Genomic DNA, 19,942 nt, shown 5'->3' on the forward strand with positions numbered 1-19,942 from the left:
GAGTCGTTATGTCTTTTACCGTACCGCGTGCGTTACCGTTGTCGTTGCTTGCCGCCCTGGTGTTAGCCGGGTGTGCAGAGAAGGGGGCTGCGCCACTGAAAAAGGGCGAAAAGCCCGTCGATGTGGCAAGCGTCGTGCGGCAAAAAATGCCTGCCTCGGTGAAAGACCGGGATCAGTGGGCGTCGGCGCTGGCGAAAACCTTCGAAAGCCAGAAGATCGCCCCTACCGAGGAGAATATCTGCTCGGTACTGGCGGTGGCGCAGCAGGAGTCGCTGTATCAGTCCGATCCGGCGGTGCCGGGGTTGAATAAGATCGCCTGGAAAGAGATCGACCGTCGGGCAGAAAAGCTGCACATTCCGGCGTTTCTGGTCCACACGGCGCTGAAAATCACCTCGCCGAACGGGAAAAGCTATAGCGAGCGGCTGGATACGGTGAAAACCGAGAAACAGCTCAGCGCCATCTTTGACGATATGATCGGGACGGTGCCGATGGGCCAGACCCTGTTTGGCTCCCTGAATCCGGTGCATACTGGCGGGCCGATGCAGGTCAGCATCGCCTTCGCGGAAAAGCATACCGACGGCTATCCGTGGAAAATCGAGAATACGGTGCGTCAGGAGGTCTTCTCCCTGCGCGGCGGGCTGTGGTTCGGCACCTACCATCTGCTGAACTATCCCGCCAACTACGATGTGCCGCTCTACCGCTTTGCTGACTTCAACGCTGGCTGGTACGCCAGCCGCAATGCAGCATTCCAGAATGCGGTCAGCCGCGCCAGTGGCGTGAAGCTGGCGCTGGACGGGGATCTGATTGCCTATGGCAGTAGCGAGGCAGGGAAGACAGAGCTGGCAGTGCGTAAGCTGAAAGGCAAGCTGGACATGAGCGATAGCGAGATCCGCCAGCAGCTGGGGAAAGGCGACAGTCTGGCGTTTGAGAAAACCGAACTGTATCAGCAGGTGTATAAACTGGCGGAGCAGAAGAGCGGTAAGACATTACCGAAAGCGATGCTGCCAGGGATCCAGCTTGAGAGCCCGAAAATCACCCGCAATCTGACTACCGCCTGGTTTGCCCAGCGCGTAGACGATCGCCGGGCGAAGTGCATGGCCTTGAATTAACGGTAGCGGCGCCAGCGCACGACCAGCGCAACGGCGCCCAATACCACCAGCCCCACCAGGAACGGGATCAGCCCGAAGACGGTTCCGACGCCCAGCCCAATTTCCACGCGCGGCCGCCCGGAATCTTCGACCTGCATCAGGTGTTCATACACGCCGGGCGCATGCACCAGGATGTTCAGCAGCTGTGAGCCTGCCCAGAAGCAGAACAGCACAAACAGAGCGTAAGCGATATTTCCTGCCGTGGAGGTCTTAGGTTGTCTGGTGCTGAAAATCGGCTTCGACATAGTAAAGTCTGCCATAACTACCTCCGGTATGTTCTGTCTGGCTAAATGCCTGTTGTACACGTTGAGTTTGACAGCACATGGCAGATGTCAATATCGGAATGATGGTAATTTGGCCTGGAGAATTCTCCTGGATGTACGAATTTTGCCGCACATCACAGATTTTTTACTTAAGTGAAATTCACTCTCATTTCAGATTTTCCGCATGCGCCACAGACCTGACGACAAAACTGTGCGAGGATAGATTTTTTCTTCTGGAGCGACCATGAAACTGCCTGCCAAAATCCGCCGTGACTGGCATTTCTACGCCTTTGCTATTGGGCTTATCTTTATTCTGAATGGGGTGGTGGGGTTGCTGGGCTTTGAAGCGAAGGGCTGGCAAACCTATGCGGTAGGGCTGGTGACCTGGGTTGTCAGTTTCTGGCTGGCTGGGTTTATCATTCGCCGTCGCCCGGAAGAGACGACGGCAAACGAGGCGGATTAACCTGTTACCGAAATCTGAAGCGCGCTGTCAGCGGCATGTCGCTCCAGCGCCAGTTCAATCAGACGAGTGATCAGATCCGGATAGCTGAGGCCGCTGGCCTGCCACAGTTTCGGGTACATGCTGATGTTGGTGAAGCCTGGCAGGGTGTTGATTTCATTGATAACGACGCGGTTATCCGCCGTTAAGAAGACATCAACACGCGCCATGCCGCGACAGCCCAGCGCCTGATACGCTTCGATGGCAATGGCGCGGATCGCGTCATTAACCTCAGCATCCAGCATGGCAGGCACCACAACCTGCGCGCCCTGGTCGTCGATGTATTTGGTGTCGTAAGAGTAGAACTCGCTGTTCAGGACCACTTCGCCACAGGTGCTGGCCTGCGGGAAATCATTCCCCAGTACCGCGCACTCGATCTCACGGCCTTTAATTCCCTGTTCCACCACCACTTTGTGATCGAAGGTGAAGGCCAGACGCACCGCCTCGCTGAACTGCGCTTCGCTGTTTACTTTGCTGACGCCGACGGAGGAGCCCTGGTTTGCCGGTTTAACGAACAGCGGCAGGCCGAAACGGGCGCTGAGATCGGTAAAGGTATGCTGGTCGCGGTTGGCGCGGGTGAGGGTGACAAAAGGTGCCACGTTCAGCCCGGCATCGCGCAGCAGGCGTTTGGTCACGTCCTTATCCATGCAGGCGGCGGAACCGAGGACGTCAGAGCCGACGAACGGCAGGTTAGCCATTCGCAGCATCCCCTGCAGGGAGCCGTCTTCGCCCAGCGTGCCGTGGACGATCGGGAAAATAACGTCGAGGTGCGAAAGCGTCTGTCCGGTGCTGGCATTGATCAGCTGGCCCTGCATTACCCCCGGTACGGTGGCAACGCTAATCTCAGACGGGTTCAGCGCAATGCGCGCCGGATCGTCGGCATTGAGCAGATAGCCCTGCTCGTCGTTAATGTGCCACTGGCCCTGTTTATCGATCCCTAACAGCACGACCTCAAAGCGGCTCTTATCTATCGCGTTAACGATATTTTTGGCCGATTGCAGCGACACTTCGTGCTCGGCTGATTTTCCCCCAAAGACAATACCTACCCGCAACTTCGCCATCACTTCGCTCATCCACTCTGACTCAAAACGCTTACCCTATCACGATGCCCGGCGGAATTCGCCGCCTTCTGCCATAATGTTTTGGCACATTGTTTCAGGAGGATGAGTGAAAGGGAAAAGCCTGATTATCTGTATTGCAGTCATTGCTGCGGCCATCGCGGGCTACCGCTGGCTGCCGTCGTATTACAACCCCTTTGCACCGCTTTCCCTCGACGATCCCCCCGGCACTCTGACCCAGTTTAAGCTGCGTCGCCTGACCCCTGAGCATTGTGAAATCCTGCTGGCGCAGGCCAATGCGCGCCAGCTGATCCGCACCCAGATGGTGGCCGATAGCACCGGGGAGTGCCCGCTGAGTGATGTGGTGCGCGTGCGCAGTTTTGGCCAGGTCAGCCTCAGCAGCAGTTTCCTCGCCAGCTGCCCGCTGGCACTCAGCTCGGCGCTGTTCGTCAATCAGCAGGCCCGGCCCCTGACCCAAACCATGATGGGCAGTAGCCTGTCGCGCATTGATCATCTCGGCAGCTTTGCCTGCCGGAATATCTATCATCGGCCCAATGCCCGGCGCAGCGAACATGCTACCGCCCAGGCGCTGGATATCAGCGGCTTTACGCTGGAGAACGGCCAGCGGATCTCGGTTCTGCGCGGCTGGGAAAATGACGCTTCCGGGCCGTGGCTGCGGGCGCTGCTGGGTGCCAGCTGCGGCTATTTCGGTAATGCCCTCGGGCCGGACTACAATGCCGCCCACGCCAACCATTTTCATCTGGGGATGCGAGGATTTGGCTACTGCCCGCAAAGCATAAATCACCAGACAAAAGGCCAAAATATGTGACATGTTTCACAGATATGATGACTGGGAAGATAAAACACCGAAGTCACGGCAGGCGCATCCCTGACAACTTTCGGCGCAGTGTAACTTGCTAATCTGATAGTGAATTCACGCAAAATGTAGACAGTATCCGCCTATGGAATCCTGGAAAGTTAACCTCATTTCGGTCTGGTTTGGTTGTTTTTTCACCGGCCTTGCCATCAGCCAGATTTTACCCTTTTTGCCGCTGTACGTGTCCCAGCTTGGCGTCTCGTCCCACGAGGCCTTATCGATGTGGTCAGGCCTGACCTTCAGCGTCACTTTTCTGGTTTCCGCTATCGTCTCGCCGATGTGGGGCAGCCTTGCCGATCGTAAAGGGCGCAAGCTGATGCTGCTCCGCGCCTCCCTGGGAATGGCAATTGCGATCCTGCTCCAGGCCTTTGCCACCAACGTCTGGCAGCTGTTTCTGCTGCGTGCGCTGATGGGGCTGACTTCCGGCTATATTCCAAACGCCATGGCGCTGGTGGCATCGCAGGTGCCCCGGGACCGTAGCGGTTGGGCCATCAGCACGCTGTCGACGGCGCAGATCAGCGGTGTGATTGGCGGGCCACTGATGGGCGGTTTTCTCGCTGACCACGTCGGTCTGCGAGCGGTGTTCCTCATCACCGCCGTCTTGCTGGTGATCAGTTTTCTGGTGACGCTGTTTCTGATTAAAGAGGGGGCGCGTCCGAGCGTGAGCAAGGCGGAGCGCCTCAGCGGCAAGGCGGTCTTTGCCTCGCTACCCTATCCATGGCTGATGATCAGCCTGTTTATCACCACCATGGTGATCCAGCTCTGCAACGGTTCGGTAGGGCCGATCCTCGCGCTCTTTATCCAGTCGATGGCGCCGGAGAGCACCAATATCGCCTTCCTGAGCGGGATGATTGCCGCCGTGCCGGGCGTCTCGGCGCTGATGTCTGCCCCGCGTCTCGGTAAGCTGGGGGATCGCATCGGCACCGGCCGCATTCTGATGGCGACGCTTATCGTGGCGGTGGTGCTTTTCTTCGCCATGTCCTTTGTCACCACCCCCTTCCAGCTCGGGGTGCTACGCTTCCTGCTGGGCTTTGCCGATGGCGCCATGCTGCCTGCGGTGCAAACGCTGCTGATTAAGTACTCCAGCGATCGGGTGACCGGGCGGATCTTCGGCTATAACCAGTCGTTTATGTATCTGGGGAACGTCGCCGGTCCGCTGATGGGGGCGGCGGTCTCTGCGATGGCCGGATTCCGCTGGGTGTTTGCCGCTACCGCGGTGGTGGTATTGCTCAATATTATCCAGCTGGCATGGGCCATGCGGCATCGACGCCAGCAGGAAGCCCGGACGCGGGCGAATAAAAGGTTGTAGCGCCGCTGTAGAATAGAGTTAAGCCGGGCTGTCATTATTCTTTATTTGAAATGGCGGTTCTGCTTTTATTTGGCATTGTGGACTCAGTTTGAATTTAATTTAAGTCACACTTTTCCGACAGCCAGCCAGATTAATTTATGAGGCGTGTGGCGTTTGGCTAAAAATAGTACTTTTAACTACTTTGCAAGCCTCAGGCATAATGATAACGTCGGAAAAAACGTGATAAGGAAATAGCGCTGTGAAAAATCTCATTGCTGAGTTGTTGCTGAAGCTTGCCCAAAAGGAAGAAGAGTCGAAAGAGCTGGTGGCCCAGGTCGAAGCCCTGGAAATTGTGGTGACTGCCTTGTTACGCCAGATGGCGAAAAGCGAGCAGCAGGCGCTGATCGACAGCGTGGAAGGCGCGCTGGATGAGGCCCGACCGGCTACGCAGGTATCGGCCCAGGACAGCGAAATGCTGCAGCAATACGTAAAAAAGCTGTTACGGCACCCGCGCAGCTGAACGGTCATATGACATAAGTTTGTGTCATAGAACCGTCATATCGGTTGCCTATAGTCGCTCTGTTTTATTTTTTATCTATTTCTCCATGGAGAAAATAAGTGAAACAGAGCGCACATTATATAGCATGACTTCGTCTTTTATGTACTTCCACCATTTATGCTGAAACTGTGGCATCGACTGCGGTTCTGGATAATCGCGCCGCCAGGGTGATATTACCCAGCCTGCCGCTGACCGGCAGGAAAAAAACGTCTGCCGGGTGGTTTTTTCAGCAGTACGAACCAGACTTACTGTGATCATCCACAGAAGGATAGTGCTATGAAAATCACCCTGCTGGTTACCCTGCTTGTCGGCCTGTTTTCTCTTACCCCGGTAGGGGCACAGGATAAACAGCTCACCCCGCAGCAGCAACGAATGACCACCTGCAATCAACAGGCGACCGCCCAGGCTCTGAAGGGCGATTCCCGCAAGACTTACATGAGCGACTGCCTGAAAAACGCCTCCTCGAAACCGGGCGAAAAAAGCCTGAATCCTCAGCAACAAAAGATGCGCGAATGTAATAGCCAGGCGACCCAACAATCCCTTAAAGGCGACGATCGAAATAAGTTTATGAGCGCCTGTCTGAAGAAAACCGGCTAGTTCAAACGGGTGAGCGAGCCCGGACGCTCACCCGAAATATCATACTTAGCCTAAAGTAAGCCTTTCTATAATTTGGGAAAATGCTTTTGAGTGTTCCCAAAAACCATGAATGATGAAAACTTTTACAGCAAAATCTTTTCCCGGGAAGGAATCGGTCAGGCATATTCGGCGGATGAGCATCACCGCTCGGGTCTCCGCCTGGCGCGTCAGTTGCGCTGGCCGCGTACAGCGGGTCTGGCCATTCTCTTTTTCCCGATTGCCAGCGTGCTGGTTGCGCAGCCAGTCAACGGTGTCTGGTGGCTGCTGCTGGTTGGCTGGGCGTTTGTCTGGCCCCATCTGGCCTGGCAATTAGCGGCGCGTTCGACCAATCCCTGGAACGGTGAGATGTTTAACCTAAAGATCGACGCCATTATGGCCGGGGTCTGGATTGGGGTGATGGGAGTTAACGCCATGCCCAGCGCGGCGCTGGTGATGATGATGAGCATGAACCTGATTGGCGTGGGTGGCATTCGGCTGTACGGCCCCGGGGTGATAATGACCGCGCTGGCCGCGCTGGTCTCCCTGCAGCTTACGCACGTCACGCCGGACTATGCCAGCACGCCGCTGGAAATCGGGCTCGCGCTGCCGGTGATCGTCTGTTACCCCATGCTGTTTGCCTGGGTGAGCTTCCATACGACAAGTCGTCTGGTGGAGCATAAGCGCCGGCTTGAGTTGATGAGTACCCTGGACGGCATGACGGGGGTCTTTAACCGTCGCCACTGGGAAGTGTTGCTGCGCACGGAGTATGAAAACTGTCGCCGCTACCAGCGTAGCGCCACGCTTCTGCTGATCGATATCGATCACTTCAAGAGGATTAATGACAGCTGGGGCCATGATGTGGGCGATCAGGCGATTGTCGCCGTCACCCGTCAGCTGCAGCTCACGTTACGCGCCAGCGATATTATTGGCCGTTTTGGCGGGGATGAGTTCGCGGTGATCATGAGCGGGACGACGGCGGAGAGCGCCATTGCGGCGATGTCGCGGGTACACGAGCGGCTGGCAGATTTACAACTGCCGGGGCCGCCGCACGTAAAGATCTCCATCAGCGTCGGCGTAGCGCCGCTCACGACGTCGATGGTGCATTATCAGGAGTGGCTTAAAGCGGCGGATATCGCGCTCTACAAAGCGAAAAATGCCGGACGTAACCGCACCGAAGTGGCCGCCTGACGCCCGGCAGTCGGTCAGGACTTACTTAGCAGCTCTGATTTTTCCATGCACTTCGTCATGGCTTCAATGACGGCAGCACGGAAGCCGCGCTCCTCCAGCACCCGCACCGCTTCGATGGTAGTGCCGCCCGGGGAACAGACCATATCTTTCAGCTCGCCCGGATGCTTGCCGGTTTCGAGTACCATTTTGGCTGACCCCATCACCGCCTGTGCGGCAAATTTATAGGCCTGCGCACGGGGCATTCCCCCCAGAACGGCCGCATCGGCCATCGCTTCAATAAACATAAATACGTAGGCAGGCGCCGAACCGCTGACCCCGACTACCGGGTGGATCATCGCCTCGGCAATCACTTCGGCTTCCCCGAAGCAGCGGAAAATATTGATCACATCGGCCACTTCTTCAGCGGTCACCAGCGCGTTAGGGGTGATGGAGGTCATGCCTGCGTTGACCAGCGACGGCGTGTTAGGCATCGCGCGGACAATTTTACGGTCATGGCCCAGGGCGCGCGCCAGCTGGTCGAGGGTAACGCCCGCGGCGATAGAGACCACCAGCGTATCTTTATTCAGGCTGGAGGTGACGTCGCTCAGGACTTTCACCATCATGTTCGGCTTCACCGCGCCGAAGACGATATCGGCCACCTGCGCCACTTCCTGGGCGCTTTGCGCGGCGTTGACGCCATACTGATCGTGCAGAGCGGCAACCTTGTCAGGCGACGGGGTATAGACCCAGATCTGGCCTGGCAGCACCTGGCCGCTGGCGATCAGACCGCCGAGAATGGCTTTGCCCATGTTACCGCAGCCGATAAAACCGATTTTCTTCTCCATCACGTCTCCCTCTTAAACTTTGTTATGATTGTGGAACTTTAGCCTATCAGGTTTTATCACGCAGCATTATATGCCGGAGAGAGAAGATGGCGATTTGGGTGGATGCCGATGCGTGTCCGAATGTCATTAAAGAGATCCTGTTTCGTGCCGCCGAGCGCGTGCAGATGCCGATGACGCTGGTGGCGAATCAGACCCTGCGCGTGCCGCCGTCCCGCTTTATACGCACCCTGCGCGTGCCGGCCGGTTTTGACGTGGCCGATAACGAAATCGTGCGCCAGTGCAGCCCCGGGGACCTGGTGATCACCGCCGATATCCCGCTGGCGGCAGAAGTGCTGGAGAAAGGGGCGGCGGCGCTGAATCCGCGCGGGGAACGTTACTCCCCGGCCACCATCCGCGAAAAGCTGACCATGCGCGATTTTATGGATACGCTGCGCGCCAGCGGCGTCCAGACCGGCGGGCCGGACAGTTTGTCCCAGCGCGACAGACAAGTGTTTGCTGCCGAACTCGATAAATGGCTGCTGGAAGTGAAACGCCGCCAGAGTTAATCATCACTGTGACATATGATTCGGCCACTATTACCTCGTTCCGGGGTTGTCAACGGCGGGTGGGTTCAGGTAAGGTGAGCGCACCGTTAAGTGCAATCATTTCTTTACAGGATATCCCCTGATATTTCTGGCATTGAGTGAAATGGCATATTAACGCCACGCCTGATGTAATAAATTTTTTACGATTACTTGTGTACTAGCTTAATGGTATCATGGCACTCTTTTCGACTTCACCCACCGCATGCCTGCGGCCTTAAGGGGAACACCTGGTTATGACCCAGCCTATTTTTTTAATTGGCCCCCGCGGCTGTGGAAAAACCACCGTCGGCCTGGAACTGGCGCGTCTGTGCCAGAGCGAATTTGTTGACACCGATCACTGGTTGCAGACCCATGCCGGTCAGAGCATTGCTGAGATCGTTGAGCAGGAAGGGTGGGAGAGCTTCCGCGCCCGCGAGACGGCCACTCTCGAGGCGGTGACGGCGGGTTCCGGCATCATTGCCACCGGCGGCGGCATTATTTTATCGGCTTATAACCGGCAGTTTATGCGCGAAAAGGGAACGGTGATTTACCTGTGCGCCCCGGTGCCGGTGCTGGTCGAACGCCTGGAAGCCTTCCCGGAAGAGGGCCAGCGCCCGACCCTGACCGGCAAGCCCATCAGCGAAGAGGTGAGCGCCGTGTTGGCAGAGCGCGACGCCCTCTATCGCGAAGCGGCTCACCACGTGGTGGATGCCTCTCTGCCACCGGCTCAGGTGGTGCAAAATATCGTAACCGCACTGCATCTAGCATGCGCCAGCTAACTGATGTCTATACTGTTAGTTCAGCCATGAAAAAAAAGGATGAACTATGCCAACCAGACCTCCCTATCCACGTGAAGCCCGTATTGTTGCCGTTGAAAAAGGTGCGACGGGCCAGACTGTCACCTGGTATCAGCTGCGCGCCGACCACCCGAAACCCGATTCGCTGATCAGCGAGCACGAAACGGAGCTGGAAGCGCAGGATGCCAAAAAGCGTTATGAAGATCCCGATAAAGCCTGATCAAATTCTGAAAGCGGAAAAAACCGTACCCTAATCACACTATTTAAAAAGCGATAACTTTAAACGGAGGGTAATGTACTGGCTTAACAGACACATCCTGTCAGGCTCGCGGATCTTTACATTCCGGCTCGTTAATCAACTGCTACGCTTTTCAGCACTTTTTCTGAACAGCGCACTGTACAGCGAAGCGAGCCTGTCTCTGTGTCCCGATCACGGTAGTGGTAGTAAAGAAAGGCGAGAACAATGAAAGCGACGTTGGCGATCCTCACCATTGGGGTAGTCCCGGTAAGCGAAGTACTCCCGCTCTTAACGGAGCATATCTCTGAACAACAGATCACGCATCACAGTCTGCTCGGTACGCTGAGCCGGGAAGAGGTCATGGAAGACTACGCCCCTGAACCGGGGGAGGCGCAGCTGCCAACCCTGCTCAGCGACGGCGAGCTGGGCAATGTCTCGCTGCCAAAGATCGAGCGTGCCCTGCAAAGCGTTATCGAAGTGCTCGATAATCAGGATTATGAAGTCATCCTGCTGATGAGTACCGCGCCCATCACCGGGCTCGTTGCCCGTAATGCGATCCTGCTGGAACCGATGCGGATCATCCCGCCGCTGGTGGGATCGATTGTCGACAGCCATCAGGTGGGGGTGATCGTGCCGATCCCCGAGCTGCTGGAGAACCAGTCGCACAAGTGGCGCGGGCTGGTCAAAACGCCGCTGCTTTCCGTGGCGAATCCGTTCTGGGACAGCGAAGCGAAACTGATCGACGCCGGACGCGATCTGCTGGAGCGCGGCGCGGACGTTCTGATGCTCGATTGCCTCGGTTTCCATCAACGCCACCGCGATTTACTGCAAAAAACGTTGGATGTGCCAGTGCTGCTGTCAAACGTGCTGGTAGCCCGGCTGGCCTCGGAATTGCTGGTCTGATGATTTTGCGTGACAGGCATGGAGCGTCACCCCTATATTGGATTCACATCCAATGACAATAAGGACCAGTCCATGCTTCAGAGTAATGAATACTTTTCCGGTAAAGTGAAGTCCATTGGTTTTACCAGCAGCATTACTGGCCGTGCCAGTGTTGGCGTGATGGCGGAAGGGGAGTATGCCTTCGGTACCGCGCAGCCTGAAGAGATGACCGTGGTCAGCGGTTCACTGAAAGTATTATTGCCGGGGGAAACGGAGTGGAAAGTGTATAACCCGGGCGATGTTTTTAACGTACCCGGCCACAGCGAGTTCCATCTGCAGGTAGCTGAGCCTGCGTCCTATCTGTGTCGTTACCTGTAAAAAAAAGAGCCGGGTTAACCCGGCTCCTGTTTCTGGCATAAAGCCTGGTATTAAGCATTAACGCTGTGCTTCGCCGCCCAATCCTTCCACCACGCTCTGAATCAACGCCGCCAGTTCACCCGTCATCAGAATGAAGTCAGCATCAAAACGCTGGGCATAGTCGTCCCGGTCGATATCGTCGTTCTGATCGCGAAGCTCATCGGAGAACTTCAGTCGCTTGATCGAGCCATCGTCACACATCATGAATTGAATGCGCTGCTGCCAGTCGAGCGCCAGCTTGGTCACCAGCTTGCCGGCTTCGATGTGTACTGCGATTTCGTCGCTGACCAGCTCCTGCTTCTTGGCGCGGATCACGCCGCCGTCTTCGAGGATCGCTTTCAGTTCGGCTTCGTCCAGCAGCTGGAAGCCCTGCGGAACGCTGTTGCCCCGCACCCACTCGGTGAGGGTCAGCTCGATCGGGTTTTCCATCGTCAGCGGCACCACCGGCAGCGAACCGAGGCTTTTACGCAGCAACGCCAGCGTATCTTCTGCTTTTTTGGCGCTGGCGCAGTCGACCATAATCAGGCCGTTAACCGTGTCGATCCACATCATGGTCTGGCTGAAGCGGCTAAAGGCACGCGGCAGCAACGAGTGAAGAACTTCATCTTTCAGCGAATCTTTTTCGGTTTTTTTCAGCTTACGGCCCTGTTCGGCTTCAAGCTTGAAAATTTTGGCTTCCAGCGCCTGTTTCACCACCGGCGTCGGCAGGATCTTCTCTTCCTTACGCGCACAGATGATGATTTGACCATTGGTAGTGTGGGTCAGCGCATCGCTTTGTGATCCCATAGGCGGAACCCATCCGGTTTTCGCCATGTCCTGGCTGCCACACGGGGTAAATGCGTAAAGGTCTAACTGTTTTTCCATCTCGTCGGCGCGCAGCTCGATGTCGCGGCTGAGACGGTAAACCATCAAATTTTTGAACCACAGCATGATAATTTCCACGGTCTTGTCGTTTAATTCAGCGGGCATGATAGCGAATTGTCGCATCGCTTGCATTGCTAATCGGGTAGCAGGCTTCTACTCTGTTGATAATCAAAAAAATGAGGAACGTCCTGTGCGAATTGGTATAGATCTCGGCGGCACCAAAACAGAAGTCATTGCTCTGGGCGAGCAGGGGGAACAGCTGTTCCGCCATCGCCTGCCGACCCCGCGTGACGACTATCAGCAGACCATCGAAACCATCGCCAGCCTGGTGGAGATGGCCGAAAAGGCCACCGGCCAGACGGGCACGGTGGGCATGGGCATTCCAGGTTCGATTTCGCCCTATACCGGGGTGGTGAAAAATGCTAACTCCACCTGGCTTAACGGCCAGCCCTTCGACCGCGATTTAAGCCAGCGGCTGAACCGTGAGGTGCGCCTCGCGAACGACGCCAACTGCCTCGCGGTGTCGGAAGCCATTGATGGTGCAGCGGCGGGCGCGCAGACGGTATTTGCGGTGATCATCGGCACCGGCTGCGGAGCAGGGGTGGCCTTTGGCGGCCGCGCCCATAGCGGCGGCAACGGCACCGCAGGGGAGTGGGGGCACAACCCGCTGCCGTGGATGGATGAGGATGAGTTGAAGTACCGCGCTGAAGTGCCGTGCTACTGCGGCAAACAGGGCTGTATCGAAACCTTTATCTCCGGCACCGGCTTCGCTACCGATTACCGCCGTCTGAGCGGGCATCCGCTTAAAGGCAACGAGATCATGCGCCTGGTGGAAGAGCAGGATGCCGTCGCGGAGCTGGCCTTCAGCCGCTACGAAATGCGGCTGGCCAAATCGCTAGCGCACGTGGTGAATATCCTTGACCCGGATGTCATTGTGCTGGGCGGTGGAATGAGCAACGTGGATCGTCTGTATACCACCGTTCCGCAGCTGGTGAAGCAGTGGGTGTTTGGCGGTGAATTCGAAACCCCTATCCGCAAAGCGGTGCACGGCGACTCCAGCGGCGTACGCGGCGCGGCCTGGTTGTGGCCAGAATAAAAGCAAAACGGCAACGTACGTTGCCGTTTTTAGTGTTTGTTCCCTCTCCCCTGTGGGGAGAGGGTCAGGGTGAGGGGTAAAGACCGCACCGTTAATCCACCGCAAATACCTTATCCAGCCTGCTGTACCCCAGCCCGTTAATCTTCTTCACTTTGATCTGCACCGGAATGCGCTCTTTCATCGCCTCGACGTGGCTGATGACGCCAATGGTTTTGCCGCTGGCATTCAGCGCGTCCAGCGCATCCAGGGCGGTATCCAGCGTTTCGCTGTCGAGGGTGCCAAAGCCCTCATCGAGGAACAGCGAGTCAATCTGCGTTTTATGGCTCACCAGGTCGGAGAGCGCCAGCGCCAGCGCCAGACTCACGAGGAAGCTCTCCCCGCCGGAGAGAGTACGGGTATCGCGCACGGCATCCGCCTGCCAGGTATCCATCACCTCCAGCTCCAGCGCGTCGCTGGCCTTGCGTTGCAGCAGGTAGCGACCATGCAGGCGGGTCAGTTGCTGGTTGGCGAGCCACACCAGGTTGTCGAGGGTTAAGCCCTGGGCAAACTTACGGAAGCGATCGCCCTCTTTAGAACCGATCAGCGCGTTGAGATACCCCCAGTCATCCGCCAGCCGGGCTGCAGCCTCAATCTCCTGCATCAGCGCCTGCTGGTGCAGGCGGTTATCGCTGTCCTGCTTGAGCTGCTGGCGGATCTCCCCCTGGCGGGTGGTGTTTTCGCGAAGCCGGAGCGCGAGCTGCTGTAGCTGCTCCTGAAGAACCGGGGCTTCTGAGGTCACTCCTTCGGGGCGGTGTTCCAGATGCTCGTTCAGCCGCTGACCGGCCTGCTGGAGCAGCGCCGTCGCCTGCTGGATCTGGTTCTCCAGGGTCTGCTTGCGTTGCTCCAGGCGGTGGAGGGTATCGTCATCCAGCAGGGCGGCGAGAAACGCCTCGCGATCGGCAAAGACGCTGGCGGCCAGCGCGGCGGCAAACTGCGCTTCGGCATGCTGCAGGCGTTCGCTCTCCAGTTTGCGCTGCTGTTGCAGGGTGGCAAGCTGGCTGTGCAGCGACACACACTCGGTATGGATCTCGCGCCAGTTTTCCGGGATAACGCTTTCTGCTTCAGCCGATTCCGTGGCTGGAAGGGTCTCCAGCAGCGGTGTCAGGGCAGTGATGCGGTCCCGCAGGGCGCTATGCTGAGACTGCTGCGCCTGCCAGCGCTGCGACGCTTGTTCACGTTCAGCGAGCCAGGCCTGCTCTGCGCCGTCTTCGGGCATCGCCAGCGACAACGCCTGAAGAGATTGCTCCATCGCGGTGCGCGCTGCCGCCAGCTGCTGGAGATGGCTTTGTTGCAGGGCTTCCTCTTCGTTGAGCTGACTTTGCAGCGTCAGGCGCTGGCTAAGCTGGTATAGCTGCTGTTCGTACTGCTCCTGCTGATCCAGCCAGGGGGCAATATCATCCTGAATATTCAGGTTCACCCTCAGGGAGGTGCAAACCTGCTGCCACTCTTCAGTGAGCGCCTGCGCGTCCCGGACCAGCGTCTGCGCCTCGTCAGTTTCCCGCTGCAGTTGTGTGGTGAGGGCGTTCACCTGGCCCAGCACCAGCAGGCCCTCCTCTTTAAGGGTGGCGACCTCTTTCTCCATCGCCTCCCGGCGAAGCTGGTTTTCCGTGAGCGCTAACGCCTGGTATTGTGCAATGGCAGGGTGCTCGGTGGACCCGCAAAGCAGGCAGGGTTTGCCGGCCTCCAGTTCCGCCCGATAGCTCTCCAGCTTTTTGATCTTCTCTTCCTGCTCGCATAAGGCCTTTAGATCGAGATAGTGCTGGTTTTTCTCTTTGTACTGCTGGCGGCGCAGCGTCAGCGTTTCATTGAGTTTTGCCAGATCGCCCTGCGCCTTTTGCACGCTCTCATTATTCTGGCTGAGCCGCTTTTGCAGGGGCTGATAGCGGGCATGGAGAGTGGTCAGACGCTGGCGCGCCGCGCGGGCCTGAGTTTGCTGCGCCATTTCGGCGGCAACTTGTTCTGCCGTGAGCGTCAGGGTGTTTTCCGGCAGGCCCGCCAGCTTCTGGCGTAATTCCGCGATACGCCGGGTCAACGTCGCGAGCTGCGTTTTATCCCGGTTTAGCTGGGTGAAGTGCGCCCGCCAGCCCGCCATCTCCTGACCCCACTGGCGGAAGCGGTCGTGGTCGGCCAGCCATTGCGTCAGGGTGGTGAATTCGGTCTGCAACTGATCCTGTACGCGCAGCGCCCCGTTGCGGATCCGCGCGCGCAGCGCCTCGCTGGACTGTAAGCGAGTATTCACATCCAGTATCTGCTGTTCCGTTTGCGCCAGGCGGGCGATCTGCTCCTGCTGTCGTTCCCACTGCGGGCGCAGCAGGGCAGCGGGCTGGGCCAGATGCAGCTTTTCCAGCTCGGGGGTGGCGTCGGTCAGGGCCTGCTGCGCCTGCTGCTGCGCGGCCATCGACCGCTGCTGCTCGCGCAGCAGTTCATCGTGGCGGGTCAGCCAGTTAAACGCTTTCTGCTGGGCCTGCTGTTGGGCCAGCAGCTGTTGTTCTTCGTCAGTAAGTACCTGCAAACCTTGCTGGAGCTGCTGCTGTTGCTCGTCGCTGAGTAACACCACCCCGGCGGCCTGGGCTTCACGCCTCTCCAGCTCGCTGCGGGCGGCTTTATGTTTTTCAAACACCATCGCCGAGATCTGGCCGTAAATTTCGGTCCCGGTCAGCTCCTCCAGCAGTTCGGCGCGCTCTTTCGGCCGGGCGTTGAGGAAGGCGGCAAATTGCCCCTGGGAGAGCAGCATCGAGCGGGTAAAGCGGTCATAGTCCAGCCCGGTCAGCGAGGCGACAAGCTCCAGTTTATCCTTCACTTTATCCGCGAGGATTTTGCCGTCTTCACACTGGGCCAGCTCCACGCGCGGCACCTGCAGATTGCCGTCCGGCTGATTGCGCGCCCGGTTCTGGCTCCAGAAGGCGCGGTAGGCGACGCCTTTCACCTCAAACTCCACCTCCGCCAGACACTCGGCGGTGTCGCGGGTCATCAGATCGTTCTGCGATTGCGAGACGGTGTTGAGGCGCGGCGTCTCGTGATAGAGCGCCAGGCAGATGGCATCCAGCAGGGTGGTTTTCCCGGCGCCGGTCGGGCCGGTGATGGCAAACAGGCCGTTGCTGAGAAAAGGCTCGGCGGTAAAGTCGATTTTCCATTCGCCCTTGAGCGAGTTGAGGTTTTTCAGACGCAGGCTGAGAATTTTCATGCGTTATCCTCCTCGTTATCCAGCGCGTGCAGCGTATGGCTGAACAGCTCGTTTAACCGGGCCCGCCGGGCGTCATCGAGGGTCTCCTGCGCCAGGCGGCGCTCAAACACCTCCTCCACCCGCAGCTCGCTGAGGGTTTCACGCAGGCTGTTGGCGAGGAGCTTCTCGCGCAGCTCGCGGCTGCGCCGCACCAGCAGCACCTCTACCGGCAGATCTTCCGTCAGGTGCTGAATCTTACGCTGCATGTCGTGCAGGTACTCCTCGGTGGCAATTTCGATATCCAGCCAGACGGGAGGCGTCTGCGCCACGCCGCGCCACTGCTCAAGCTGGGCGGCGATGGCCGCCAGATCGCCCTTCAGCACCGCCAGCGGTTGGGTGATGGGCACCTCCAGGGCGTCGACAGCGCTGAGCTTACCCTGGTCAAAACTCACCAGATGCACGCTTTTGCTTTTGCCGGTTTCATCAAAGCTGAGGGGGATAGGGGAGCCGCAGTAGCGAATGTGATCGCAGCCGCCAATCTTCTGGGCGCGGTGAATATGGCCCAGCGCAATATAGTCCGCCGCCGGGAAATGCTGTGCCGGGAAGGCGTCCAGCGTCCCGATGTAGATGTCACGTACCGCGTCACTTTTACTGGCCCCGACGGTGGTGAGATGCCCGGTGGCGATAATCGGCAGGACGCTGTCGCCGCGAAGCTGGCAGGCGGCGGTATATTGTTCGGCATAATAGTGGGTGATGGCCTCTAACAGCTGCTGCTGTTTCTGAATCCCGGAGAGGCCCGCCTGGCTTTTCATCACGTCGCGAGGGCGCAAGAACGGGATCGGGCACAGCACCGCGCCGGGCGTCCCGTCGCGTTTGCGCAGGATCTGCGGCCCGTGGCCGGCGCTGGCGACCACGGTGGTATTAAGAAAGGCCAGAATTTCACGGGATTCATTCAGCGTGGCCACGGAATCATGGTTGCCGGCCACAATCACCAGATGACAGCCGGTCTTCTGAAGGTTGACCACGAAACGGTTATACAGCTCTCGCGCATAGCTTGGCGGCGATCCGGTGTCGAAGATGTCCCCGGCCACGAGGATGGCGTCCACCTGGTGGGATTCTGCCATCTCAAGCAGCCAGGTGAGGAAGGCTTCATGTTCGGCGGCGCGGCTTTTACTGTAAAAGTTCTGTCCCAGATGCCAGTCCGAGGTGTGAAGTATGCGCATAACAGATCCGTGGCAAAAAAAAGTAAGCAGGATTATAAACATTCAGGGGAAGGAAGATAACCGCTACAATCAGGGCAGCCAGAAAACAACGGCTTGCCTTTATTGGTGGGCAGGTTTTTCATAAATCTGTCATAAATCTGACGCATAATGACGCCGTATTACAAACATGTAACCTAAATAAGACAGGGCTAAGTATGGCGAGACGTATTCTGGTCGTAGAAGATGAAGCACCCATTCGTGAAATGGTCTGCTTTGTGCTCGAACAAAATGGCTTTCAACCGGTAGAAGCCGAAGATTACGACAGCGCGGTGAATCAGCTCAACGAACCCTGGCCCGATCTGATCCTGCTCGACTGGATGTTGCCCGGCGGCTCAGGTCTGCAATTCATCAAACATATCAAACGTGAAGCCTTAACCCGCGATATCCCGGTGATGATGTTGACCGCGCGCGGCGAAGAGGAAGATCGTGTTCGCGGCCTTGAGACCGGCGCGGATGACTACATCACCAAACCTTTCTCTCCGAAAGAGCTGGTGGCGCGTATCAAGGCCGTGATGCGCCGTATTTCACCGATGGCGGTGGAAGAGGTGATTGAGATGCAGGGCCTGAGCCTGGACCCTACTTCGCACCGCGTCATGACCGGTGAAAATCCCCTTGATATGGGGCCTACCGAATTCAAACTGTTGCACTTCTTCATGACCCACCCGGAGCGCGTCTACAGCCGCGAGCAGTTGCTCAATAATGTCTGGGGCACTAACGTATACGTTGAAGACCGGACGGTGGATGTACATATTCGTCGTCTGCGTAAGGCCCTGGAAACCAGCGGTCACGATCGCATGGTACAGACCGTCCGCGGCACGGGTTATCGTTTCTCAACCCGTTTCTGAACAATGACAGGAGTGTGACGCGTGCTGGAACGTCTGTCATGGAAAAGGCTCTGCTTTGAACTGATTCTTTGCTGTATCCCGGCCCTGATCCTCGGGGCCCTTTTCGGTTATCTACCCTGGTTTTTGCTGGCGGCAGTCACTGGACTGCTGGTCTGGCACTTCTGGAATCTGCTCCGCCTGTCATGGTGGCTGTGGGTTGACAGAAGCATGACCCCTCCGCCGGGAAGCGGCAGCTGGGAACCGCTGCTGTATGGCCTGCACCAGATGCAGATGCGTAATAAAAAACGCCGACGCGAGCTGGGCAGCCTGATCAAACGCTTTCGCAGCGGTGCGGAATCCCTGCCGGATGCGGTGGTGCTCACCACCGAAGAGGGGGCGATGTTCTGGTGTAACGGACTGGCGCAACAGCTGCTGGGCCTGCGCTGGCCGGACGATAATGGACAGAACATCCTCAACCTGCTGCGTTACCCTGAGTTTGCGCAGTACCTGAAAAAACGCGATTTCACCCGCCCGCACAATCTGGTGCTGAACACCGGTCGCCATCTGGAGATCCGCGTGATGCCCTACAGCGACAAACAGTGGCTGATGGTGGCGCGCGATGTGACCCAGATGCACCAGCTGGAAGGGGCACGGCGCAACTTCTTCGCCAACGTCAGCCATGAATTACGCACGCCGCTGACGGTGTTGCAGGGCTATCTGGAGATGATGCAGGAGCAGACCCTGGAGGGCGCACCGCGGGAAAAAGCGTTGCAGACCATGCGCGAGCAGACGCAACGGATGGAAGGGCTGGTGAAACAGCTCCTGACCCTCTCCCGCATTGAGGCCGCGCCAACCTTAGCGCTCAACGAAACCATTGATGTGCCGATGATGCTGCGGATGTTAGAGCGTGAGGCGCAAACCTTAAGCCAGCAGCAGCACCAGATCACCTTTGAAGTGGATAACAGCCTCAAAGTGCGCGGCAGTAACGATGAGTTGCGCAGTGCCATCTCCAACCTGGTCTATAACGCGGTGAATCATACCCCGGCGGGGACCCACATCACCGTGCGCTGGCAGCATGCGCCCACGGGGGCGGAGTTCAGCGTCGAGGATGATGGCCCGGGTATCGGTCCGGAACATATTCCCCGTCTTACCGAGCGTTTTTATCGGGTGGATAAAGCCCGTTCCCGCCAGACCGGCGGCAGTGGTCTGGGGCTGGCTATCGTCAAGCACGCCATTAATCATCACGACAGCCGTCTCGATATTGTCAGCACGCCGGGCAAAAGTACGCGTTTCAGTTTCGTGATCCCGGAACGTTTGATTGCCAGTAACAGCGCCTGACAGCCAACCTGTAATCAGATATTGCCACAGGCCAGCGTAAGCTGGCCTGTTTGCTTTGCAGTCAACCGAAGCGCGGATAAATTTTATACGCCTGTTGCTTTTTTGTTCGCATGATTAGCCATGGGTTTTTCTTATAATTG

Annotated in this window: 21 protein-coding genes; 15 read left to right on the forward strand and 6 right to left on the reverse strand. The window is 57.6% G+C overall.

The window, feature by feature from the left end; translation table 11 throughout:
* Positions 1-8 precede the first annotated feature (8 nt).
* Positions 9-1,109 carry a DUF1615 domain-containing protein gene (locus G7090_RS04855; RefSeq protein ID WP_106992095.1) on the forward strand — a complete coding sequence of 367 codons (1,101 nt, stop codon included), beginning with the start codon at positions 9-11 and terminating at the stop codon, positions 1,107-1,109.
* Here the strand turns inward: G7090_RS04855 and G7090_RS04860 are convergent.
* Entirely contained in the window at positions 1,106-1,408 is a 303-nt protein-coding gene (locus G7090_RS04860; protein ID WP_106992096.1) for a DUF2755 family protein, read from the reverse strand. The two genes, G7090_RS04855 and G7090_RS04860, sit on opposite strands and share 4 nt — an antisense overlap.
* 247 nt (positions 1,409-1,655) lie before the next feature.
* Here G7090_RS04860 and G7090_RS04865 point away from each other — a divergent pair, with 247 nt between their 5' ends.
* Positions 1,656-1,874 (forward strand): DUF2754 domain-containing protein, encoded by a 219-nt coding sequence (locus tag G7090_RS04865; protein ID WP_106992097.1) that lies wholly within the window; start codon positions 1,656-1,658, stop codon positions 1,872-1,874.
* Here the strand turns inward: G7090_RS04865 and ddlA are convergent.
* Positions 1,871-2,971 (reverse strand): D-alanine--D-alanine ligase, encoded by a 1,101-nt coding sequence (gene ddlA / locus G7090_RS04870; protein WP_166181689.1) that lies wholly within the window; start codon positions 2,969-2,971, stop codon positions 1,871-1,873. The genes G7090_RS04865 and ddlA overlap by 4 nt on opposite strands.
* A 106-nt stretch (positions 2,972-3,077) precedes the next feature.
* On the opposite strand from ddlA, the gene G7090_RS04875 reads away from it, so the two are divergent.
* From G7090_RS04875 to adrA, 5 genes are all read left to right on the forward strand, one after another.
* Positions 3,078-3,797, forward strand: a complete 720-nt coding sequence (locus G7090_RS04875; protein WP_166181690.1) for an extensin family protein — start codon at positions 3,078-3,080, stop codon at positions 3,795-3,797.
* 133 nt (positions 3,798-3,930) lie between these two features.
* Positions 3,931-5,154: a multidrug efflux MFS transporter gene (locus G7090_RS04880; RefSeq protein ID WP_166181691.1), complete on the forward strand. Its 1,224-nt coding sequence runs from the start codon at positions 3,931-3,933 to the stop codon at positions 5,152-5,154.
* Between the two features lie 238 nt (positions 5,155-5,392).
* Positions 5,393-5,653, forward strand: coding sequence for an anti-adapter protein IraP (iraP, locus tag G7090_RS04885; protein ID WP_106992100.1), 261 nt, complete (start codon positions 5,393-5,395; stop codon positions 5,651-5,653).
* A 315-nt stretch (positions 5,654-5,968) separates the two neighbouring features.
* The gene (gene psiF / locus G7090_RS04890) at positions 5,969-6,289 is read left to right on the forward strand and encodes a phosphate starvation-inducible protein PsiF (protein ID WP_106992101.1); all 321 of its coding nucleotides are present in this window, start codon (positions 5,969-5,971) and stop codon (positions 6,287-6,289) included.
* 90 nt (positions 6,290-6,379) lie between these two features.
* Positions 6,380-7,495 (forward strand): diguanylate cyclase AdrA, encoded by a 1,116-nt coding sequence (gene adrA / locus G7090_RS04895; RefSeq protein ID WP_166181692.1) that lies wholly within the window; start codon positions 6,380-6,382, stop codon positions 7,493-7,495.
* A 14-nt stretch (positions 7,496-7,509) separates the two neighbouring features.
* Here adrA and proC read toward each other — a convergent pair whose 3' ends face one another.
* The gene (gene proC, locus G7090_RS04900; RefSeq protein ID WP_106992102.1) at positions 7,510-8,319 is read right to left on the reverse strand and encodes a pyrroline-5-carboxylate reductase; all 810 of its coding nucleotides are present in this window, start codon (positions 8,317-8,319) and stop codon (positions 7,510-7,512) included.
* Between the two features lie 86 nt (positions 8,320-8,405).
* Between proC and G7090_RS04905 the strand changes: the two genes are divergently transcribed.
* From G7090_RS04905 to ppnP, 5 genes are all read left to right on the forward strand, one after another.
* A complete protein-coding gene (locus tag G7090_RS04905; RefSeq protein ID WP_166181693.1) occupies positions 8,406-8,864 on the forward strand; it encodes a YaiI/YqxD family protein in 459 nt (152 codons plus the stop codon).
* Between the two features lie 272 nt (positions 8,865-9,136).
* Positions 9,137-9,661: a shikimate kinase AroL gene (gene aroL, locus G7090_RS04910; RefSeq protein WP_106992104.1), complete on the forward strand. Its 525-nt coding sequence runs from the start codon at positions 9,137-9,139 to the stop codon at positions 9,659-9,661.
* Positions 9,662-9,707: 46 nt separating this feature from the next.
* Complete coding sequence (gene yaiA, locus G7090_RS04915; RefSeq protein WP_106992105.1) at positions 9,708-9,899, forward strand: protein YaiA; 192 nt, start codon at positions 9,708-9,710, stop codon at positions 9,897-9,899.
* Between the two features lie 243 nt (positions 9,900-10,142).
* A complete protein-coding gene (locus G7090_RS04920; protein ID WP_166181694.1) occupies positions 10,143-10,820 on the forward strand; it encodes an AroM family protein in 678 nt (225 codons plus the stop codon).
* 72 nt (positions 10,821-10,892) lie between these two features.
* Complete coding sequence (gene ppnP / locus G7090_RS04925) at positions 10,893-11,177, forward strand: pyrimidine/purine nucleoside phosphorylase (RefSeq protein ID WP_106992107.1); 285 nt, start codon at positions 10,893-10,895, stop codon at positions 11,175-11,177.
* A 57-nt stretch (positions 11,178-11,234) separates the two neighbouring features.
* On the opposite strand, the gene rdgC is transcribed toward ppnP, so the two are convergent.
* Positions 11,235-12,146, reverse strand: coding sequence for a recombination-associated protein RdgC (gene rdgC / locus G7090_RS04930; protein WP_106992793.1), 912 nt, complete (start codon positions 12,144-12,146; stop codon positions 11,235-11,237).
* Between the two features lie 124 nt (positions 12,147-12,270).
* Here rdgC and mak point away from each other — a divergent pair, with 124 nt between their 5' ends.
* Complete coding sequence (mak, locus tag G7090_RS04935; protein ID WP_166181695.1) at positions 12,271-13,176, forward strand: fructokinase; 906 nt, start codon at positions 12,271-12,273, stop codon at positions 13,174-13,176.
* 91 nt (positions 13,177-13,267) lie between these two features.
* Here mak and sbcC read toward each other — a convergent pair whose 3' ends face one another.
* Positions 13,268-16,399 (reverse strand): exonuclease subunit SbcC, encoded by a 3,132-nt coding sequence (gene sbcC / locus G7090_RS04940; protein ID WP_166181696.1) that lies wholly within the window; start codon positions 16,397-16,399, stop codon positions 13,268-13,270.
* On the reverse strand, positions 16,396-17,601 hold the full coding sequence (sbcD, locus tag G7090_RS04945) for an exonuclease subunit SbcD (RefSeq protein ID WP_166181697.1): 1,206 nt from the start codon (positions 17,599-17,601) through the stop codon (positions 16,396-16,398). Before sbcD ends, sbcC begins: the two co-directional genes overlap by 4 nt.
* Positions 17,602-17,795: 194 nt before the next feature.
* Here sbcD and phoB point away from each other — a divergent pair, with 194 nt between their 5' ends.
* Positions 17,796-18,485: a phosphate response regulator transcription factor PhoB gene (gene phoB, locus G7090_RS04950; RefSeq protein WP_032616792.1), complete on the forward strand. Its 690-nt coding sequence runs from the start codon at positions 17,796-17,798 to the stop codon at positions 18,483-18,485.
* Positions 18,486-18,506: 21 nt separating this feature from the next.
* Positions 18,507-19,802, forward strand: coding sequence for a phosphate regulon sensor histidine kinase PhoR (gene phoR, locus G7090_RS04955; protein WP_166181698.1), 1,296 nt, complete (start codon positions 18,507-18,509; stop codon positions 19,800-19,802).
* The last annotated feature ends 140 nt before the right edge of the window (positions 19,803-19,942 follow it).

The organism is Leclercia sp. 29361 (assembly GCF_011290365.1).
GTDB classification, from domain to species: domain Bacteria; phylum Pseudomonadota; class Gammaproteobacteria; order Enterobacterales; family Enterobacteriaceae; genus Enterobacter; species Enterobacter tamurae.